Genomic DNA, 14,900 nt, shown 5'->3' with positions numbered 1-14,900 from the left:
CTCACTCGGCGGCGGTCATGAACTGTTCGAGGGCGTGGTAGCCGTGGCGGATGAGCACCTCGTCATCCTGCAGGTGCATCACGCTCTTGGCTCCGGATTCCAGGGCGTCCTGGGTGTCCTCCATGGTGGCGGTGTCCTCCAGCCACGCGTTGCGCTGGAGAACCTGGGAGAATTCCTGCGCCCACACCTCGGAGTTGGTCTTGGGGGCGGGCAGGTAATAGCGGCCCTCCCAGCGGGTCTTGTTGTGCGCGAGCGGCCAGAACTGGTGGGTGAACCAGATGCCTTCCGAAACGTGCAGCAGAAGGTTGGGGAACAGCACCGACAGCTCGAAGGAGAAGTCCGGCCGCCGCTCCGGGTTCACGCTCGGCGGCAGCATGGAGGCGCCGCGATTGGTCACCAGCGAGGCGCCGGTGATGGAGTTGGCGAGCTTCGCCACCGGCTTTGCCTCGGCATTCATGGAAAGGCACACGGCCGTGGTGCGGTGCGGGCCGAACAGCTGCACGTTCTCAAGCCCGGAGGAGAACACGTTCGGGAACGAGCCGGCGTGGATGGTGGCCACGTGATAGGCTTCCGCGAAGGCGTCGTGCGCCACCTTCCAGTTGCAGTTCAGGACGGTGTTGTAGGCATAGGCGCGCGGCATCTTCTCATAGGGATAGGCGCCGAGGTGCCGGCCCATGCCGCCCAGGAAGTCCTCGAGGCCCTGGGTTCCCTCCGCATCCAGGTTGACGAACACGAAGCCCGCCCACACGTCGGTGCGCACGGGGGTGAGGCCGTTCTCGCCGCGGTGGAAGCAGGCGTGGAACTTCTCCTCCTCGGGCACCGAGACGAGATCGCCCTTGGCGTCATAGACCCAGCCGTGGAAGCGGCAGGTAACCACCGCCGCCTTGCTGGAGCCGAAGGTCTCGTCGCCGCTCTCCACCACCACCTTGTTGCCGCGATGCGAACAGGTGTTGTGGAAACCGCGGATGGTGCCGTCCTTGCCGCGGATCAGGATGACGGAAGTGTGGGCGAAGGCGAGCTTCTTCACCTTGAAGTCGCCGGCGTTGGGGATCTCCTCGACCCGCGCCACCTTCAGCCAGGTCTTCTTGAACACCTTCTCCATTTCAGCGTCGAAGAATGCGGGGGAGACGCAGGGTTCCACCGGAATGGGGCCGGTGCCGAGCTCGGGAAAGGCTGAGGCCCACTTCTGCTGGGTCTGGGACATGGCTTTACTCCTCAAAGTCCGTATTGCGCGCGCACGAGGTGAGCGATCCCGAGGCGTTCCAGGATCGGCATGGGGCAGAGGAAGGTGACGCGCACCACGCCCGGCAGCCGGCTGATCTCGATGGAGCCGGTGATGGTGGCCCGGTTCAGGATCTCGTCGTAGGGCAGGCCGGTGACGGCGGCGGCGCGCTCCAGGCCGTTCTTGGTGGCGTCGTTGAGGTTGGCGGCCGAGCCGATGAAGGTGATGGGGCCGTTCTCCTCCACCTCGTTCTGGCCGTAGCGCGCGCCCAGCGCCTTCACCGCCGCCTTCTGGGCGGCATTCATGGGCCGGGCCATGGGCGGCAGGTCGTCGGGACGCTGGAGCAGGATGGGGCCATCGATGGGAAGGCCCTTGATGACCTCCACCTCCACCTCGGTCTCGCCGGAGACATCGGTGGCATGGCCGGCGATCTCGCCATTGCCCTGCTGGGCGTGCATGTCGCCCATGTAGATGCCAGCGCCCTTCACCTTCACCGGGCAGATGAGGATCGCTCCCTCGCGCACGGAATTGGTGTCCATGTGGCCGTCGGTCTTGGCGGCGGCGAGGGCCTCGGCGGTCATCGCGTATTTGTGCGGCGCGCCCACGAGGAAGGCGCCGAAGTCGCCCGCATTGTGGGAATCCGGGATGTCGGCCGAAGGGGTGGTGCCGATGTTGCCCAGGAACGGCTGCATGTGGGCGGCGAGACCCGCGATGTCGGCATGGGCGAGGGTGAGGATGGAATGCTGCTCGGCGGCCTGCGGCAAAGCCGAGAAGTCGCTCGCCTCGCCCGCGAGTTTCGCCGCCACCTCCTTGCTTACCGTGAGGCTCACCCCCGCCTCGCGGTCCAGCACGATCACGTAGCCGTTGGCGACGCGGAAGGCGTTCACCTCGGAGCCGCACACATCGCAGTGGATGGCCTCATCACCGATGCCCTCCACGTGGCTGGGCGGACTCATGGTGCCGCACACGGGGCAGAGCTTCGCCACGAAGGGATCGCCGCGATAGCGCCCCTCCACGAACGCCATCACCCCCGAGGCGGTGGCGAGGGAGGTGACCTGCATGCGGCGGATCTTGATGGCCACCGCGTCGCCCACCTCCGCGCCCTCCACCGCCACCGGCTGGGTCACCTCGTGGCCGCCCTGGAACTTCGGGGTAATCATGGGGCCCCAGCAGCCCGGAGGGGTGCCGGTGCGGATGGTGCCGCCGTCCGCCACCGGGCCCAGCATGGGCACCGAGGGGCCGACGATGCCGCCGGAATAGGAAAACACATCGATGACGGACTGCGCCGGCATGATCTTGAACTCCGGAAATTTGAAGTAAAAATCAGAAGGCGGCGACGATGTTGACCCAGACCCTGTCGCCCTGCGGCTTGTTCTCGACCGCGAACTCGCTCATGTACTTGGCAACGGCTGTGAGCTTTCCAGAGGAGTACATGATCTGCGGACCGAGACCGACCGACTGTCCCTCGAAGCCGCCGAACACCGCGCCGAGGCCGCTGTCGGGCGTGGTCTGCCTGTAGGCGTAGCCGCCGAGACCGATGGCGAAGGGGCCGAAATGCTTGGCCGCCACGAAATCCGCGTGCAGCTCCTGGCCCGACTGGTAATCGGTGTCCTGGTTCTTGGTATTGAAATCGTACATGATCTTCGCGGACAATTCCCACCCCTCCTTATTGAGGTAGGTGAAGGCGAAGACGGGCGTGAATGTGAAGTAATTGCGTCCGGGATTGGCGAGAGAATTTGAATCGTACTTGCCGGTCGGCAGCGTGATGTCGAAACCGGTTACGATGTTCCACTCGCCGAAGTGCCAGCCCAGGATGAAGGGATCGACGATGATGTCGCCGATGCCGGACGAGTGGCCGGACATGCCGCCGAAGGAGGCGTCCACGCTGGCGATGGGCAGGAAGGCGTGCATCGCCCAGTTGCCGCCCAGCACCTGCACGTCGGTGACGTAGATGGCGCGGAACACCGTGGCCGCGGCGGTGGCGTTAAAGTCGTTGAAGATGGGGTTGCTGTTCTTGAAGGTGCTCGCCGTGTAATATTCGTTGTAGCTGACGACGTAGAAGCCCGGCGGCGGCAGGAAGCCGGTCATGAAGCTCTCGGCGCCGTTCTGATAGGCGCCGCCGCCGCCCTCGGTGGCCTGTGCCACCCCCGCTCCACAGAATGCCAACGATGCGGCAAGAAGAATGCGCTGTGCTGTGTGAGACATCGTGACCCCAGTGTCAGGTTTCGCCGCCGGATTTGACTTCCGGCTGGCTCCCGCGGTCCCGCGGGTTCTGGAGTCACTTTAGAAAGCGGCGGCGATCACCCTCAATTGGGGACGTTCGCAGACCTCTAGGGGTTTTCCCTAATGGATATCGGGAACCTCCCCGGACGGCGCCTTCACGCCGAACACGATCTGCACGATCTTGGCGAGGCTGTCCGTGCCCATCTTCTGGCGAATATTGGCGCGGTGCACCTCCACCGTCTTTGGGCTGATGCCGAGTTCATGGGCGATCTGCTTGGTCTGGTGCCCCTCGATCATGAGATCGAGCACCGCCCGCTCACGCGGCGAGAGCGCGGTGAGGCACGCCGCGCGCCGCGAGTTGCGCTGCGCCTCCTCGAACAGCCGCACGCCCGCCGCCACCGCGGCCTGGATGGTGTCGATCATCACCTGGTAGTTGAACGGCTTCTGGATGAAGTCGAACGCCCCGGCCTTCAGCGCCCGTACCGACATGGGCACATCGCCGTGGCCGGTGATGAAGACGATGGGCAGGGCCGCATGGCGCCGCGCCAGCTCCTTCTGCAGGTCGAAGCCGCCCATCAGCGGCATGCGCACGTCCAGCACCAGGCATCCCGGCCTTTGGGGATCGTAGGCATCCAGGAACTCTGCGGCGGCGGCGCATACCCTGAGGTCGCAGCCCACCGATTCGAGCAGGAAGCGCAGGGAGGTGCGCACCGCGTCGTCGTCGTCCACGATGTAGACGACCGGCGGCGGCGCGCAGGAATCGGGTCGCGGCTGCGGACTCATGCGTGGCCAGCCTCCTCCTCGGCGATGGGCAGGGCGACATGGAACACCGTGCCGGTGGCGCCGGACGTCGCCCACATGTGCCCGGCATGAGAATCGACGATGGTGCGGCAGAGGGCGAGGCCGATGCCGAGCCCCTCCTTCTTGGTGGTGTAGAAGGCGTCGAAGATCTGGTCCGGATTCAGGCGCGGCAGGCCGTGGCCGTTGTCCTCCACCGAGATGCGGACCGCCCGCGGCAGCCGGTCGGTGGCGATGCGCAGGACGCGCCTCCCGGGCGCTGTGCCGGCCATGGCCTCGATGCCGTTGAAGGCGATGTTGAGGATGACCTGCTCGATCAGGATCGGGTCCGCCACCGTGCCCACCGGCCGGGCGCTGAGACGATATTCCACCCGCGCGTCGCAGCGCTCCGCCTTCAGGTCGATGAAGGAGGCGACGTCGCGCACCATCTCGTTCACGTCCACGCGCTGGCGCTGGGGGTCGTTGCGGCGGGTGAAGTTGAGGATGGAGCTCATGATGCGCCCGGCGCGCTCGGCCTGGGCGTTCACCTCGCGCAGGGCGGCCAGGGTCTCCCCCGGATCGAAACGGCCGCTCTCCATGCGGTGGATGCAGCCGCCGATGTAGTTGCCGATGGCCGCGAACGGCTGGTTCAGCTCGTGGGCGAGGGCGGAGGCCAGCTCCCCCATGGACCGGCAGCGGGCCACGTGCTCCAGTTCCCGCTCGCGCTCGCGCGCCTTGCGCTCGGCCACCACCCGCTCGGTCACGTCGCGGTAATTGACGAGGATGCCCTCCATCTCCGGCGTGTTGGAGAAGCTCTTCACCGTCGCCTCGTGGTGGCGCCAGCCGCCGTCGCGGTGGAGGATGCGATAGGTGATGTGATGGGCGCCCTCGCCATCCGGAGCGACGGGCGCCTCGCGCTTCAGCAGGCGGCGGACCCGCTCGATGTCGGCGGGGTGGATGTAGTCGAGCACGTTGCGCCCGGTGGCGCGCCGTTCGTCATAGCCCAGCACGGTGGAGACCGAGGGCGAGACATAGCGCACCCGTCCGTTGGGCAGGACGATGGCGATGCCGTCCGAGGAATGCTGGATCAGCCGGCGGAAATGGGCCTCGCGGGCGATCAGGCGCTCCTCGTAGAGCTTGCGCTCGCGGATGTCGCGGAACAGCGCCAGCACCAGCCTGCGCCCCTCCACGGTGATGAGCTTGAGGTTGACCTCCACCGGCAGCTCCGCGCCGCCGCGGGGCTGGATGGTCCATTCGAAGGTGTAGCCGCCCTGCTCCGTGGCGCGGCGGATGCGGCGCAGCGCCTGCTCCACGCTGAACGGCGTGCGCGGCGGGCTGATGCCGGCCACGGTCATGCTCAGCAGCTCCTCCCGGCTGTAGCCGGTCAGCAGCTCCGACGTCTCATTGGCCTCGAGGATGTGCCCATCCGCGGGGTCGTGGATGAAGATGGCGTCGCTCGCATTCTCGAAGGCTGTGCGGTAGTGGCTGTTGGAAAGCTGCATCATGAAGCGCTCCCCCGGTCTCGACGGGGCGTGTGACATTCATGCGGCGTTTCCCCGCCCATTTTCAAGTCGCTTGAGCGGATTGCCTATATTTTCGCCAATTCGCCCCCTCGCGGCCCTCCGAGGCCGCCTACAGATGCCGGGTGAAGGGCGCCGGGCTCACCGCCGCCGGAGCGGCCGGAGCGCGGACCGGCGCTCCGAGATAAAGGAAGCTGGCGATACGGTCCTCCGCCGCCAGCCCCAGGGCGCGGGCGAGGTTGGCATCGAACATGGGCCAGCTGGAGCGCCAGATGCCCGAATAGCACTGGGCCACCGCCGCCATCTGCATGGCCATGACCGCGCCGCCGGCGGTGAGCTGCTGCTCGAACAGGCTCACGGTGCGGCTGTCGCGCGCCTTGGCCACCAGCACGATGACCAGCGGCGCGCGCAGCGGCATGTTGGGCGCGCGCGCCACATCCGCCTCGGCACGGCCGAGGCCGCCGCGGCCTGCTGCATCATCAGGCCGAGACGCGCCCGCCCCTCGCCTTCCGCGATCAGGAACTCGTAGGGCCTCAACCCCTGGAAGTCCGGCACCCGCACGGCGGCGCCCAGGATGGCGTCGAGAGCGTCTCCCTCGGGGCCGGGCGCCTCCAGTGCGGCGGTGGAACGGCGGTTCAGCAGCAGGGTCAGCGCGTCCATGGAAAGGGCTCGTCGGTTATGGGATCGGCGGCGAAGACGGCGAAGACCGGCGGCAGCGCGGCGATGCGCCCGCCGCCGCGCAGGTGCTGGCGCAGGGCCACCAGCACCGCATCGAGCCGCTCCAGGTGCGCGCGGCTCTCCACCTCGTCCCGCGAGGTCTCGATCACGCCCGCCACCGAGCCGTTGGACACCACGATGCGCCGATGGCCCAGCAGTGCCAGAATGGGATCGTGTGTGGAGACGAGGGTGATCTTGTCCTGTGCCACCAGCAGGTCGAGGGCGCGCTTGCGGTCGATGCCGGCATTCTCGATCTCGTCGATCAGCACCACCGGCGAGGCGGACAGCAGAGCCGTGTCGGCGATCATCAGCGCCCGCGTCTGGCCGCCCGAAAGCTGGGTCAGGGAGACATCGGCGCCGAAGCGCTCGCCGGCGTGGTCGTTGGCGCAGGCGATCGAGGGGCTGCGGCCGCCCTGGCCCAAGGGCACATGGCAGGACAGCGCCTGTGCACCCCGCGCGCAATCGCCGGCGAGGCGGCGCGCAAGATCGTCGGCGAACCGTATGCACAGCGGCACCGCCACCTCGCACAGGAGATCGAGCGGGCGCCCGGCGGATACCGGAGCGGCGGCCGGCAGCGGCGTCACGGGTCGCATCGTTGGACCTCTGGGTCGATGCGCAGCGGACGGCGACCCTGGCGTGCGAGCGAGAACTCCACCACATGGCCGAGCACGTCGGCCTGGGAGAGCCCCCAACGGCCAGCGGCGAGGCAGATGGCGCCGGAGCGGCCGATGTGGCAGCAGATGTTGAACTCCAAGAGGGTGCGGCGCCCGCTTTCGGGATCGAAGCGATAATCGAGGCGCAGGTAATCCATGGGGCCGGCGACGGCCCACAGGGCACGGGCATCGGCGTGGAATGCCACCTCCGCCCCCCCGGCCTCGAACAAAGCGTAGCCGAGCGGATCGTCCCGCTTCAGCTCCTCGGTGACGATGGCGCCCGTGCGGTCGGAGCGCGGATGCACGAGGCCGAGCACCAGCGGCTCCGCCCCGCCGAGCACCGGCACGGTCACGTCGATGCCGGGGGCGAACTGCTCCACCAGCACCGCCATGCCCCGCGCCATCAGCGCCTCGGCCACCCGCACCGCGCCGCTCCAATCATCTTGGATGGAGGCCTCGGACACCCCCTCGGAGGCCGCGCCGAACCGGTTCTTCACGAAGTACGGCCCGGCGAAGGCGGGCGGCGCGGCCAGGGATGCCGGCGTGCCGTAGATGGCGCCCGGCGCCACCGGCAGCCCCGCCGCCCCAGCCACCTTCTTGGTCAGCCACTTGTCTTCCGCCAGGGCGCGGATATTGGGCCCCGCGCCCACATGGGGCAGGTGCAGGAACTCGCACAGGGCCGGCACGAACACTTCCGGATTGGCCATGTCCATGCGGTTCATGAGGGAGAAGACGAGATCCACCCCGCCCGCCGCCTGCAGCGGAGCATCGGCCCGCGAGGCCGTGCGGACGGGATAGCCGAGGCCGGTCAAGGTCTCGAACACGCGATGGTAATAGGCGGGATAGCCGCCATCGCCGGGAAAGGCGCGGCAGGCATAGTCCGGCGCCTCCGGCGCGTGGGGCGCGAGGAAGAGGATGCGCGCCGGGGATGCCGTTCGCGGGCGCAGCAGCACAGTGTCGAGATGAGGTTCGGCCCAGTCGCTTCGCATGTCGCCTCGCTTTCCGGTCCTCTGCCGCCTGCGGCCGCGCGCGCCGCCGGCCGGGAAGAGAAGAGCAAGGCGCGCGCCAGCTCATGTCTAATGCGTTTTCAGGCGAAGTGGATTCCGGTCCGCGAAAAGAAAATGCACAATGCAGAAACGCCCTACGCCTTTCGTAGGTCGTTGCGCGCAAAACGCTCCGGCCGCCTGGCCTGCGCAAGTGTTCGCGGATGTACGAATGTATGGCCCCGCCGTTCCGTGCCTTCGCGCTGCCGCGCACCGGCACAAAGGCCCGGACGGCATCACTTTCATCTTTAGCCCTGTGCTTGCGGGACGGGAAACGTCTGGAGCCGCACGGGCCCACGCCGATGGGTGGAGATGTCATGAGCGGGCCGAAGGCGCAGGGAGCGACGCCGGGCAAGGGGCTGACGCCGCAGGCCTGCGGCTGAGACCGCCCCGGCCTGGTCGTGCACGACCCGTTCGAATGCGTGGACGGACTGCTCGCGGCCTTCGCCTTTGATCTCACGGCGCGCGGCTTCCGCGTCCTCAGTTACGTGCAGGTGCCGCGGCCGGACGCCGGCGGGTCGCCGCTCTACCTCGATCTCGCCACCGGCATGCCGCTGCCCAGCGAGCTGGGCGCGGCGGAGGCGTTCCTGCGCCGCGCCGTGGCGCAATCGGCCGAACTGCTCCTCATCGGCCGCTTCTCCGCCTGCACCGCGGCGACGGACCGGGTGGGCGCGCCCATCGGAGGCCGGGTGAAGCGCTCCGCCGATGTCACGGCCGGCGGCGCGCAGAATGCCGGCCGGGCGCGCGACAGGGTCAAGACCCTCTCCGAGGTCGTCGGACGGATCCGCGGCATCACCGGCCTGATCGGGCGGATCGCCGGCAAGACCAACCTGCTCGCCCTCAACGCGACCATGGAGGCCGTGCACGCGGGCCCGGTGGCCCCGCTCACCGCCCGATCATGTCCCGCAGCAGCGCTTCCAGCCAGTCTCCGAAGACCTGAACGCGGCGGGAAAGATGCCTCCGGTGCGGATAGAGGAGTGTCATCGGCAGCGGTTCCGCACGGTGCTCCGGCATAACCTCCACCAGCTCGCCGGCCGCGATATGGGACCTGACGTCGTAAGCCGGAATCTGGATGAGGCCGAGGCCAGCCAGGCAGCATGCGATGTAGGCCTCGGCGCCGTTGACGGTGACCCGCCCGCGCATCGGCAGCACACGGGTGGCCTCGCCCTCGACCCACTCCCAGGCCTCGACACGCCCGCTCGCGGGCGAGGCATAGTTCACCGCCCAATGGTCCTTCAGGTCACCGGGCGCGCGCGGCGTGCCGTGCCGGGCGAGATAGCCGGGGCTCGCCACGTTGATGAGCGCGAGCCGGCCGACCGGGCGGGCGATCAGGCCGGAATCTCCGAGCGGGCCGACCCGAAGCACGCAGTCCACGCTGTCCTCTACCAGATTGACGGCCCGGTCGGTCACACCGAGGTCGATATCGATGTCGGGGAAGCTGTAGAGGAAGGCGGGCAGCGCCGGCGCCACCACGAGCCGGCCGATGCGGCCGGGGACATCGACGCGGAGCTTGCCGGAGGGCTTGGCGCCGGCGTGCCGGAAGAGGCTCTCAGTCTCCTCCACGTCGGCGATCACGCGCAGGCAGCGCTCGTAGAGGGCCAGTCCGTCCTGGGTCGGGGCCACCTTGCGTGTCGTGCGGTGCAGGAGCCGCACTCCGACCCGCCCCTCCAGCTCCATCACCGCGGCCGAGACCGAGGAGCGGGGCAGGCCCAGCGTGTGGGCGGCGCGGGTGAAGCTCGCCGCCTCGACGACACGGGTGAAGATGCGGAAAAGGTCGATGCGATCCAAGCGGGCGGCCGAGTATTGTTCGTCAGCTCTGACGGATGATGTCAGATTGCCTCTCTTTATCGCGGATTTCCAGACGGTAGGTTGAGCGCCGAAACCGGCAGCACAGCGCTGTCCCGTGGTTGCCGAGGAGGCTCATGGCATGACCGACCATTCCATCAAGGGCAAGACCGTCATCATCGCCGGTGGCGCCAAGAACCTGGGCGCCTTGATCGCCCGCGACCTCGCCGCGCACGGCGCCGGGGCCATCGCCATCCACTACAACAGCGAGGCAGCGCGGCCGGATGCCGAGGCGACGGTGGCGGCGGTAAAGGCGGCGGGCGCGCGGGCCGCGGCCTTCCAGGGCGACCTCACCACCGCCGCCGCCGTGGAGAAGCTGTTCGCCGACTCGAGCGCCGCTCTCGGCCGCGCGGACATCGCCATCAACACCGTGGGCAAGGTGCTGAAGAAGCCCATGATCGAGATTTCCGAGGCCGAATACGACGAGATGAGCGCCGTCAACACCAAGGCGGCCTTCTTTTTCCTCAAGGAAGCCGGCAGGCACCTCAATGACAACGGCAAGATCTGCACGCTGGTGACCTCGCTGCTCGGCGCGTTCACGCCCTTCTATGCGAGCTATGCCGGCACCAAGGCGCCGGTGGAGCACTTCACCCGTGCCGCGGCGAAGGAATTCGGCGCGCGCGGCATCTCGGTGACCGCCATCGGCCCCGGCCCCATGGACACGCCCTTCTTCTATCCGGCCGAAGGCGCGGAGGCGGTCGCCTACCACCGGACGGCGGCGGCGCTCTCGCCCTTCTCGAAGACCGGCCTCACCGACATCGCGGACATCGCTCCCTGGGTCCGCTTCCTCGTGTCCGAAGGCTGGTGGATGACCGGCCAGACCATCCTCGTCAACGGCGGCTATACCACCAAGTGAGCGCCATGGCCGCCCGCTCCGGGCGGCCATCCACCTGCGGCCGGCCGGTCAGTGCCCGAGCGTGAACGAACGCTCGAAGCCGAGGCCCACGGTGAGCTGGTTGGGGCTGCCCGTGCCTGTTACCACCGGGCTCTGGGCCGCGGCGCCCGCCAGGTGCTGGTAGCTGCCGAAGACCGTCGTGGTCCATTCCTGCGACCAGTCGTAGGAGAGCGAGGTGGCGAGGCCCGCGGACTTGATGCCCGCATCGGCATCGAAGGGCGGGGCGATGCCGAGCGCGACGGCCTGCTGGGGAACGCCGAACTCCGTCTGCATCAGCACGCGGTCGCCGAGCGAAAGCCGGGGGCCGAAGGCGATGGTGAGGGGCCCCTGCTTCTCCACCAGATCCGCCGAAAGGTTGGCCGCGAGGCCCGCGTTGGCGGCCAGCCCCTGGAGCAGCTCGATGCGGGTGCGCAGGCGTCCCTCCACCGGCCAGAACTCCGCGAAGCCGCCGCCCTCGATGGTGGTGGCGTATCCCGGCAGCCCGGGTATCACCCAGTCCGGCCGTCCCTCGCGGAGACCGCCGAGCACGCCGAAGCGCACACCATCGAAATCGAACAGGCCGATGCCGAAGCTGTCGTCAGGGGCGCTGAAGGTCGCCGGCTCGTCGGCGCGGCGAATGTCGAAGGACGGCATGAAGTAGAGGGAGCCCGTGCGCGCGCCCTCATAGGTGGGCGCGAACGCCATGCTGCCGCCGAGGGTGACGATCCAGGCGTCGCTCGCCGCCGCGGCGGCCTCCTGTGCCATGGCCCCGGCGGGAAAAGCCGTGACCACGCATGCGAGAACGACGACGGCGATGACGGCGCTCGCGAGAACGCGGCAGCCCCCCGCCCTCCAGGCCTCAAGCCTAGCCATCCGCCCCTCCCGCGACGCGATCGATCCGGATCGCCAGCTTCTTGATGCGGTGCCACAGGCTGCGCTCGGTTATGCCGAGCTTCTCGGCCGCCCGCACCTGCACCCCGCCGCTGTCCTTGAGCGCGCTGAGCACGAACTCCCGCTCGATCCGCGCCATCTCCGCATCGAGGTCGCCCGACAGGCGCAGCGCAGGCGCGGCGGGCTCGCTTCCGGCCTCGAACATCAGGAGGTCGGCCCGCCCGACAAGGTCGCCGCGGGCGACGATGGCGGCGCGCTCCATGCAGTTCTGCAGCTCGCGCACGTTGCCCGGCCACCGGTAGCGCCCGAGCGCCTCCAGGGCGTCCGGCGCGAGGCCGCGGATGCGCTTGCCCATCTCCCGCGCCGCCGCGGCGAGGAAATGCTCGGCGAGCAGGGGAATGTCCTCGGGCCGGTCCCTCAGCGGCGGCAGGGCGAAGGGAAACACAGCCAGCCGGTAGTAGAGGTCCATGCGGAAGGCGCCGGCGGCGATCTCCTGGTGCAGGTCCTTGTGGGTGGCGGCGATGATCCGCACGTCCACGGACACGCTCTTGCTGGAGCCCACCGGCTCGAAGCTCTGCTCCTGCAGCGCGCGCAGCACCTTCGCCTGCACGGCGAGCGGCATGTCGGCGATTTCGTCGAGGAAGAGCGTGCCGCCGTCGGCGACGGCGAAGCGCCCCTCCCGCGTCGTGGTGGCGCCCGAGAACGCGCCCTTCACGTGGCCGAACAGCTCGCTCTCGATCAGCGCCTCGGGAATGGCGGCGCAGTTCACCGCGACGAAGGGCTTGTCCCGGCGCGGGCTGTTGTAGTGGATGGCGCGGGCCACCAGCTCCTTGCCGGTGCCGCTTTCGCCGGTCAGCAGCACGCTCGCGCGGCTCGGGGCGACTTCGATGACCTGGCGCAGCACGTCGCGGAAGGCCGGCCCCTCCCCGATCAGGTTGTCGAACCGGTAGCGGCCCTCCAGCTCCGCGCGCAGCCGCGCGTTCTCGCTCTCCACCGCGCGCATCTTGAGCGCGCGCTCGATGGTGGCCACCACGTCGTCCAGGTCGAGGGGCTTGGCCACATAGTCGAAGGCGCCGTCCTTCACCAGGTCCACCGCCCCGCGCACGGTGGCATAGGCGGTCATGATGATGACCGGCATATCCGGCCGCTGCGCCTTCAGCGCCTTGAGCAGGTCGTGGCCGCTCTTCTCGGGCATGCGCAGGTCGCTCAGGACCGCATCAACGGGGTGGCCGGCGCAGAATTCCAGCGCCGCCGCCACGCTGGCGACGGAGGAGGCCTCATAGCCGCGCTCCGCCAGGGCGGCCTCCACCACCTCGCCGTGACGGACCTCGTCGTCCACGATCAGGATTCTAGCCGCCATGGCCGGCCTCGGCGCGGGGTCGGAGGGGGAGCGCGGGGAGCGGGAAACGGAGGGTGAAGACGGCGCCGCCTTCTGGAGCATCGGCATAAGTGACCTCGCCTTGATGCGCCTCGACAATAGAGCGCACCGTGGCAAGACCGAGGCCGGTGCCGTTGACGCGGGTGGTCACGAAGGGATCGAACAGCGTGCCGCGCACCTCCTGCGGCACGCCGGGACCATTGTCCTCCACCTCCACCGCCACGTGTCCCTCTTCTTCCCGCACCCGGACGATGACATGGCCGTCGCGCCCCGCCGCCTCCATGGCATTGAGGATGAGGTTGAGAAGCGCCTGATGGAGCTGGTCGGCGTCGCCGAGGATCGTCACCGGCGTGTCCGGCAGGCGCACGGCGAGCGAGATCCCGCGGCGGAGCGCCTCGGTCTCGACGAAGCCGAGGGCGGGCCGCACCGTCTCGTTGACGAGATCGACCGGCACGGCCGAGCACTGGGCCGGCCGCGCGAAGTTGAGCAGTTCTTCCACGAGGCGGTCGATCCGGACCACCTCGTCGAGAACGAAGCCCATGAGGCGGTCCTCGGCCGGCGCCATGGCGGTCTTGCGGCGCACCAGCTCCGCCGAGGTCTTGATGATGCCGAGGGGATTGCGGATCTCATGGGCGATCACCGCCGCCGCCTGTCCCAGCGCCGCGAGCTGCGAGCGGTGGCGCAGGGCTGCCTCCATCTCCCGCAGCTTCTGGAGCTGCGCCGCCATGGCGTTGAAGCCGCAGGCGAGCTCCTCCAGCTCGCGCCCACCCTCCTCGCGCACCCGGATCCGGTAGTCGCCATCGGCCACCGCCCGCACCGCCCCGGTCAGGTTGCGAAGCGGCGCCGTGAGGCGGCGGGACATGCTGATGCCGACCAGGAAGGAGAGCGCTGCCGCGATGCCCGCCAGCGCCACGAACAGCCAGAAGGTGCCGAGCCGCTCGAACAGCGCGGGCACGCCGACCAGCCGGCAGGCGATGATCCCCACCAGGCGGCCGTGGTCGTCGCGGATCGCCGCGAAGGCGACCGCCCCGGCGGCGCCTGAGCGCGCCGGCTCCGTGACCAGTCCGGCGCCCGCAGCAAGCGCGGCATGGACGCTCTCCGGCACCGGGATCGCCGCACGCCCGATGCCCGCAAGGTCGAACAGGCGCCCCTTCTCGGACACCTCGATGAGGTGCAGGTCGAGGGCGCGGATGGTATGCGGCGCCGTGAAGAAGGCCTGGTCGAGGAGGTTGGCGACGAAAAGAAACGCCTTCTCGTCGCCGACACGCACCTCCTGCACCGCCCCCACCATCATGCTGCGCTGCCCGTCCCGCTTGGCGAAGAACACCGAGGACATCGCCTCCCGCGGCAACGGCTGGGTCACCTCCACCTCTCCGGTGGAGAACAGCACCCGGCCATCGGCGGTGTAGAGACTGACGAAATCATAGCCCACCGAGGCCAGCAGCTCCGCGAAGGGGCCGATGGACTTGTGCTCACCGTGGGGACCGGCGCTGGAGAGCGCGGCGGCCACGATGGCACCGGCGCGCTGCGCCTCCTCCCGCCCCTCGGACGTCTCGTCTGCCATGAAGCGCGCGATCTCGCCGATCCATTGCTCCACGTTGCGCTCGAATACCGCCGAGATGGCCTGGGCGGCGATGAAGGTGGCGATCAGCACCGGCGGCACGCTGACGAGGAGAAAATAGAAGGTGACCCGCAGGCGCAGCGGCAGCCGCGACCACCAGTCCTCGAATCCGCGTGCGGGTGCGCTCGTCATGGGT

14 protein-coding genes are annotated in these 14,900 nt (G+C 69.0%); 1 reads left to right on the top strand and 13 read right to left on the bottom strand.

What is annotated here, in order from left to right:
- Nucleotide 1: 1 nt before the first annotated feature.
- The 10 genes from V5F61_RS17595 to V5F61_RS17550 form a co-directional block, all read right to left on the bottom strand.
- Nucleotides 2-1,204, bottom strand: coding sequence for an aromatic ring-hydroxylating oxygenase subunit alpha (locus V5F61_RS17595; RefSeq protein WP_393989065.1), 1,203 nt, complete (start codon nucleotides 1,202-1,204; stop codon nucleotides 2-4).
- Between the two features lie 11 nt (nucleotides 1,205-1,215).
- Nucleotides 1,216-2,514, bottom strand: coding sequence for an acetamidase/formamidase family protein (locus tag V5F61_RS17590; protein ID WP_393989064.1), 1,299 nt, complete (start codon nucleotides 2,512-2,514; stop codon nucleotides 1,216-1,218).
- Nucleotides 2,515-2,545: 31 nt separating this feature from the next.
- The gene (locus tag V5F61_RS17585; protein WP_393989063.1) at nucleotides 2,546-3,367 is read right to left on the bottom strand and encodes a SphA family protein; all 822 of its coding nucleotides are present in this window, start codon (nucleotides 3,365-3,367) and stop codon (nucleotides 2,546-2,548) included.
- Between the two features lie 198 nt (nucleotides 3,368-3,565).
- On the bottom strand, nucleotides 3,566-4,228 hold the full coding sequence (locus V5F61_RS17580) for a response regulator transcription factor (RefSeq protein WP_393989062.1): 663 nt from the start codon (nucleotides 4,226-4,228) through the stop codon (nucleotides 3,566-3,568).
- The gene (locus V5F61_RS17575; RefSeq protein WP_393989061.1) at nucleotides 4,225-5,727 is read right to left on the bottom strand and encodes a PAS domain S-box protein; all 1,503 of its coding nucleotides are present in this window, start codon (nucleotides 5,725-5,727) and stop codon (nucleotides 4,225-4,227) included. Before V5F61_RS17575 ends, V5F61_RS17580 begins: the two co-directional genes overlap by 4 nt.
- 127 nt (nucleotides 5,728-5,854) lie before the next feature.
- On the bottom strand, nucleotides 5,855-6,178 hold the full coding sequence (locus V5F61_RS17570) for a nitroreductase family protein (protein ID WP_393989060.1): 324 nt from the start codon (nucleotides 6,176-6,178) through the stop codon (nucleotides 5,855-5,857).
- Nucleotides 6,097-6,402: a nitroreductase family protein gene (locus tag V5F61_RS17565; RefSeq protein ID WP_393989059.1), complete on the bottom strand. Its 306-nt coding sequence runs from the start codon at nucleotides 6,400-6,402 to the stop codon at nucleotides 6,097-6,099. The genes V5F61_RS17570 and V5F61_RS17565 overlap by 82 nt, the downstream gene beginning before the upstream one ends.
- The gene (locus V5F61_RS21260; protein WP_445329453.1) at nucleotides 6,390-7,043 is read right to left on the bottom strand and encodes an ATP-binding cassette domain-containing protein; all 654 of its coding nucleotides are present in this window, start codon (nucleotides 7,041-7,043) and stop codon (nucleotides 6,390-6,392) included. Before V5F61_RS21260 ends, V5F61_RS17565 begins: the two co-directional genes overlap by 13 nt.
- A complete protein-coding gene (locus tag V5F61_RS17555; RefSeq protein ID WP_393989058.1) occupies nucleotides 7,040-8,101 on the bottom strand; it encodes a D-alanine--D-alanine ligase family protein in 1,062 nt (353 codons plus the stop codon). Before V5F61_RS17555 ends, V5F61_RS21260 begins: the two co-directional genes overlap by 4 nt.
- 939 nt (nucleotides 8,102-9,040) lie before the next feature.
- The gene (locus V5F61_RS17550; protein ID WP_393989057.1) at nucleotides 9,041-9,943 is read right to left on the bottom strand and encodes a LysR family transcriptional regulator; all 903 of its coding nucleotides are present in this window, start codon (nucleotides 9,941-9,943) and stop codon (nucleotides 9,041-9,043) included.
- A 139-nt stretch (nucleotides 9,944-10,082) separates the two neighbouring features.
- Here V5F61_RS17550 and V5F61_RS17545 point away from each other — a divergent pair, with 139 nt between their 5' ends.
- The gene (locus V5F61_RS17545) at nucleotides 10,083-10,856 is read left to right on the top strand and encodes an SDR family oxidoreductase (protein WP_393989056.1); all 774 of its coding nucleotides are present in this window, start codon (nucleotides 10,083-10,085) and stop codon (nucleotides 10,854-10,856) included.
- A 48-nt stretch (nucleotides 10,857-10,904) separates the two neighbouring features.
- On the opposite strand, the gene V5F61_RS17540 is transcribed toward V5F61_RS17545, so the two are convergent.
- The 3 genes from V5F61_RS17540 to V5F61_RS17530 are packed head-to-tail and all read right to left on the bottom strand — an operon-like array spanning nucleotide 10,905 to nucleotide 14,896.
- Nucleotides 10,905-11,747: a MipA/OmpV family protein gene (locus V5F61_RS17540; RefSeq protein WP_393989055.1), complete on the bottom strand. Its 843-nt coding sequence runs from the start codon at nucleotides 11,745-11,747 to the stop codon at nucleotides 10,905-10,907.
- Complete coding sequence (locus V5F61_RS17535) at nucleotides 11,740-13,125, bottom strand: sigma-54-dependent transcriptional regulator (protein ID WP_393989054.1); 1,386 nt, start codon at nucleotides 13,123-13,125, stop codon at nucleotides 11,740-11,742. The genes V5F61_RS17540 and V5F61_RS17535 overlap by 8 nt, the downstream gene beginning before the upstream one ends.
- Entirely contained in the window at nucleotides 13,115-14,896 is a 1,782-nt protein-coding gene (locus tag V5F61_RS17530; protein ID WP_393989053.1) for a sensor histidine kinase, read from the bottom strand. Before V5F61_RS17530 ends, V5F61_RS17535 begins: the two co-directional genes overlap by 11 nt.
- Nucleotides 14,897-14,900: the final 4 nt, after the last annotated feature.

Origin of the sequence: Xanthobacter sediminis, from assembly GCF_043195015.1 — a bacterium.
Taxonomy (GTDB): domain Bacteria; phylum Pseudomonadota; class Alphaproteobacteria; order Rhizobiales; family Xanthobacteraceae; genus Xanthobacter.
The sequence above is the reverse complement of the archived record's forward strand: the minus strand, read 5'-3'. Positions and strand labels throughout refer to the sequence as shown.

Coding starts and splice junctions, on each gene's coding strand:
- V5F61_RS17595 (WP_393989065.1), bottom strand. CDS start 1,204: ATGTCCCAGACCCAGCAGAAGTGGGCCTCAGCCTTTCCCGAGCTCGGC.
- V5F61_RS17590 (WP_393989064.1), bottom strand. CDS start 2,514: ATGCCGGCGCAGTCCGTCATCGATGTGTTTTCCTATTCCGGCGGCATC.
- V5F61_RS17580 (WP_393989062.1), bottom strand. CDS start 4,228: ATGAGTCCGCAGCCGCGACCCGATTCCTGCGCGCCGCCGCCGGTCGTC.
- V5F61_RS17575 (WP_393989061.1), bottom strand. CDS start 5,727: ATGATGCAGCTTTCCAACAGCCACTACCGCACAGCCTTCGAGAATGCG.
- V5F61_RS17565 (WP_393989059.1), bottom strand. CDS start 6,402: ATGGACGCGCTGACCCTGCTGCTGAACCGCCGTTCCACCGCCGCACTG.
- V5F61_RS17555 (WP_393989058.1), bottom strand. CDS start 8,101: ATGCGAAGCGACTGGGCCGAACCTCATCTCGACACTGTGCTGCTGCGC.
- V5F61_RS17545 (WP_393989056.1), top strand. CDS start 10,083: ATGACCGACCATTCCATCAAGGGCAAGACCGTCATCATCGCCGGTGGC.
- V5F61_RS17540 (WP_393989055.1), bottom strand. CDS start 11,747: ATGGCTAGGCTTGAGGCCTGGAGGGCGGGGGGCTGCCGCGTTCTCGCG.
- V5F61_RS17535 (WP_393989054.1), bottom strand. CDS start 13,125: ATGGCGGCTAGAATCCTGATCGTGGACGACGAGGTCCGTCACGGCGAG.
- V5F61_RS17530 (WP_393989053.1), bottom strand. CDS start 14,896: ATGACGAGCGCACCCGCACGCGGATTCGAGGACTGGTGGTCGCGGCTG.